This is a genomic window from Candidatus Symbiopectobacterium sp. (assembly GCF_020054415.1).
In the GTDB taxonomy this organism is placed as follows: domain Bacteria; phylum Pseudomonadota; class Gammaproteobacteria; order Enterobacterales; family Enterobacteriaceae; genus Symbiopectobacterium.
Genome location: NZ_JAHWCO010000635.1, coordinates 1 through 2,922, shown reverse-complemented (window position 1 = coordinate 2,922; position 2,922 = coordinate 1). Strand labels below are relative to the sequence as shown.

Below are 2,922 nucleotides of genomic sequence, written 5' to 3'. Positions count from 1 at the left end.
TCCGTCCATGCAGCAATGGCTGATTCATCTAGCCATACGGTTAGAGAACCGCGCTGCTTGAGGGCCTTGTTATAAGAGGGCCAGTTGGTGATTTTAAAATTTTGTTTTGCCATGGAGACCTGATTTTGAAACAACTGTGGAGATCTGCTCAGATGATTACCCAAAAGTTCTATTTATTCAACAAAGCCTGGAATACTATGCGGAAAAAGCGGATCTGATCACCATGGCGAAAAGCTTGGGGGGCTGTTTTCCGATTTCAGGCGTAGTGGGTCGCGCTGACGTGATGGATGCACCTGGCCTTGGCGGGTTGGGCGGCACCTATGCGGGCAACCCGCTGGCCGTTGCTTCTGCGCTGACAGTGCTCGATATTATCAATGAAGAACAGCTGCGCCAACGGGCACAAAGCCTCGGAGCGCAGTTGGTAGAAACGTTGCAAAGTGCCAAGGCATCTTGCCCGGGGATTGTGGCGATTCGAGCCCAAGGGTCAATGGTGGCCGTCGAGTTTAACGATCCGGCGACCGGCAAACCTTCCGCTGAACTGACGCGCCGTTACCAACAGGCGGCGTTGGAGCAAGGTCTGCTACTGTTAACCTGTGGGGTACACGGCAACGTGATTCGTTTCTGTATCCGCTGACCATCCCTGATGCGCAGTTCAGTCAGGAGCTGAAGGTTTTGACCAGCGTGTTGGCGAAGTAACCAGAGGAATATTATGCAATTGAAAAACAACGTTCTTTTCCGTCAGCAATGCTTGATTGACGGTGAATGGCAGAACAGCGAACGTGGTGACACCCTTGAGGTGACCAACCCGGCAACCGGGGCTGTGCTTGGTTCTGTACCATTAGTGACCGCGTCACAAACGTCGACAGCCATTGCAGCAGCCGAAAAGGCGCTGGTGAGCTGGCGCGCCTTGACGGGGAAAGCCCGTGCGAGCCTGCTGCAAACCTGGGCACGTCTGATAGTAGAACATCAGGATGCTCTGGCCACTATCCTGACAGCTGAGCAGGGCAAACCGCTGGCCGAAGCGAAAGGTGAAGTCACCTATGCCACCTCGTTTATCGAGTGGTTTGCAGAAGAGGCAAAACGCATCGAAGGCAGCGTGTTGCAGACACCGCAAGGGCACCAGCGGCTATTGGTGATCAAACAGCCAATTGGTGTGTGTGCGGCTATCACGCCATGGAATTTCCCGGCGGCGATGATCACGCGAAAAGTGGGGCCGGCACTGGCAGCAGGCTGCACCATGATTGTCAAACCGGCCGAGCAAACGCCCTTTACCGCGTTAGCGTTGGCGGAGTTGGCTAATCAGGCGGGCATTCCGCGCGGTGTGTTGCAGGTGATCACCGGTGAAGCGGCTGACGTGGGTAAAGTGCTGTGCGACAGCTCGGTGATCCGCAAGCTGAGTTTTACCGGGTCGACGGAAGTGGGCCGCATCCTGATGGCGCAGAGTGCGCCGACGGTGAAAAAATTGTCGCTGGAACTCGGCGGCAACGCCCCGTTCATCGTGTTTGATGATGCTGATTTGGAATCCGCCATCAAAGGCATTTTGGCCTCGAAGTTTCGTAACAGTGGGCAAACCTGCGTCTGTGCTAACCGCATCTACGTACAGCAGGGCATCTACCCGGCGCTGAAACAGCGTTTGGTCGAAGAAGTTGAGAAGCTGAAGGTGGGCGGAGGTACGCAGCCGGGCGTTACACAAGGGCCGCTGATTGATGCCGGCGCGGTCGATAAAGTTGAGCAACACATTGCCGATGCGTTGGGTAAAGGCGCAACGTTACTGACCGGTGGCAAGCTGCATACGCTGGGTGGAACCTTCTTTACGCCGACCGTGATTGCCGATGTTACGCCGCAAATGCGCTTTGCGCGCGAAGAAACCTTTGGCCCGGTGGCGCCGTTATTCCCGTTCAAGGATGACGCTGAGGCTATCGCCATGGCGAACGACACCGAGTTCGGGTTGGCTGCCTACGTCTATACCAGCGATGCAGTACGCCAGTGGAAGGTGCCGGAAGCGTTGGATTACGGCATGGTCGGTATCAATACCGGTCTTATCTCCAACGAAGTGGCACCGTTTGGTGGTGTGAAACAGTCCGGTTTAGGACGTGAAGGCTCGCGTTTCGGCATTGAAGATTATCTGGAGATGAAATATCTCTGCGTAGATTTGTCGTAATGCCAAGTGGCACGGTCCAGAAACCCATTTCTGGCAGTGCCGCATTTTGGCGTGATGTTGTTGGCAGCCTCCGCCTTTTGCTGGTGCAGCGTGTGACCTGATGCACCACAACAAAGCAAAAAACGCGGCGTCAGGACAGTGCAGCCAGCCATAAAAATTCCCTATGTCTTTTTCAGGCTCCAATCGCGGTAATTCAGCTAATCAGTCAGGGGTAATCCGAATTCATGGCACAGATTATGCTTATTATTTGATGCATGATGCATCAAAAAAATTGTGATGGGTACAGCCCGCATTTTACGTTGACGAACTCTCCAGGAGCCGCACTATGTTGACCAAGAAGTTACCGTCCAAGATGTCCGCAGTGAAAAAAATGGCGCTCTGTGCGCTGGTTACTGCCATGGCTTCACAGGCCTATGCTGAAACCGTAACCGTTGTCTCGTTTGGCGGCTTGAACAAGGACGCTCAGGATAAAGCTTTCTACAAACCTTTCGCTGCGGCGGGTAAAGGAACGGTAGAAGCGGGGGAATACAACGGGGAGATGGCCCGTATTCGCGCGATGGTGGAAACCGGTCAGGTTGGCTGGGATGTGGTTGAAGTGGAAGGGCCGGAGCTGGTACGCGGGGTCGTGTATTCAATGAGTTGATGTAGCATCAAACGTAGTACTCGCGTTCGATGTAAGTACCGATGATCCTATCGTGCATTTCGGATGATTTTGAATATCCGGGCGTCTTGCGATTGAGCCGTTGCAATCGGTTACGCAG

General features: G+C 54.1%; 2 protein-coding genes and 3 pseudogenes. 3 read left to right on the top strand and 2 right to left on the bottom strand.

Features of this window, described 5'->3' with window-relative positions; all coding sequences use genetic code 11:
• Positions 1-113 (bottom strand): annotated as a pseudogene (locus tag QZ506_RS18525) (IS5/IS1182 family transposase); the annotation flags it as partial.
• 71 nt (positions 114-184) lie between these two features.
• Here QZ506_RS18525 and QZ506_RS18520 point away from each other — a divergent pair.
• The 3 genes and pseudogenes from QZ506_RS18520 to QZ506_RS18510 form a co-directional block, all read left to right on the top strand.
• A pseudogene (locus tag QZ506_RS18520) lies at positions 185-696 on the top strand (aminotransferase class III-fold pyridoxal phosphate-dependent enzyme); the annotation flags it as partial.
• Between the two features lie 13 nt (positions 697-709).
• Entirely contained in the window at positions 710-2,161 is a 1,452-nt protein-coding gene (locus tag QZ506_RS18515; RefSeq protein ID WP_291973047.1) for an NAD-dependent succinate-semialdehyde dehydrogenase, read from the top strand.
• Positions 2,162-2,513: 352 nt separating this feature from the next.
• A pseudogene (locus QZ506_RS18510) lies at positions 2,514-2,783 on the top strand (ABC transporter substrate-binding protein); the annotation flags it as partial.
• A 28-nt stretch (positions 2,784-2,811) separates the two neighbouring features.
• On the opposite strand, the gene QZ506_RS18505 reads toward QZ506_RS18510, so the two are convergent.
• A partial coding sequence (locus tag QZ506_RS18505) for an IS1 family transposase (RefSeq protein WP_291972479.1) occupies positions 2,812-2,922 on the bottom strand: 111 nt, incomplete at its 5' end.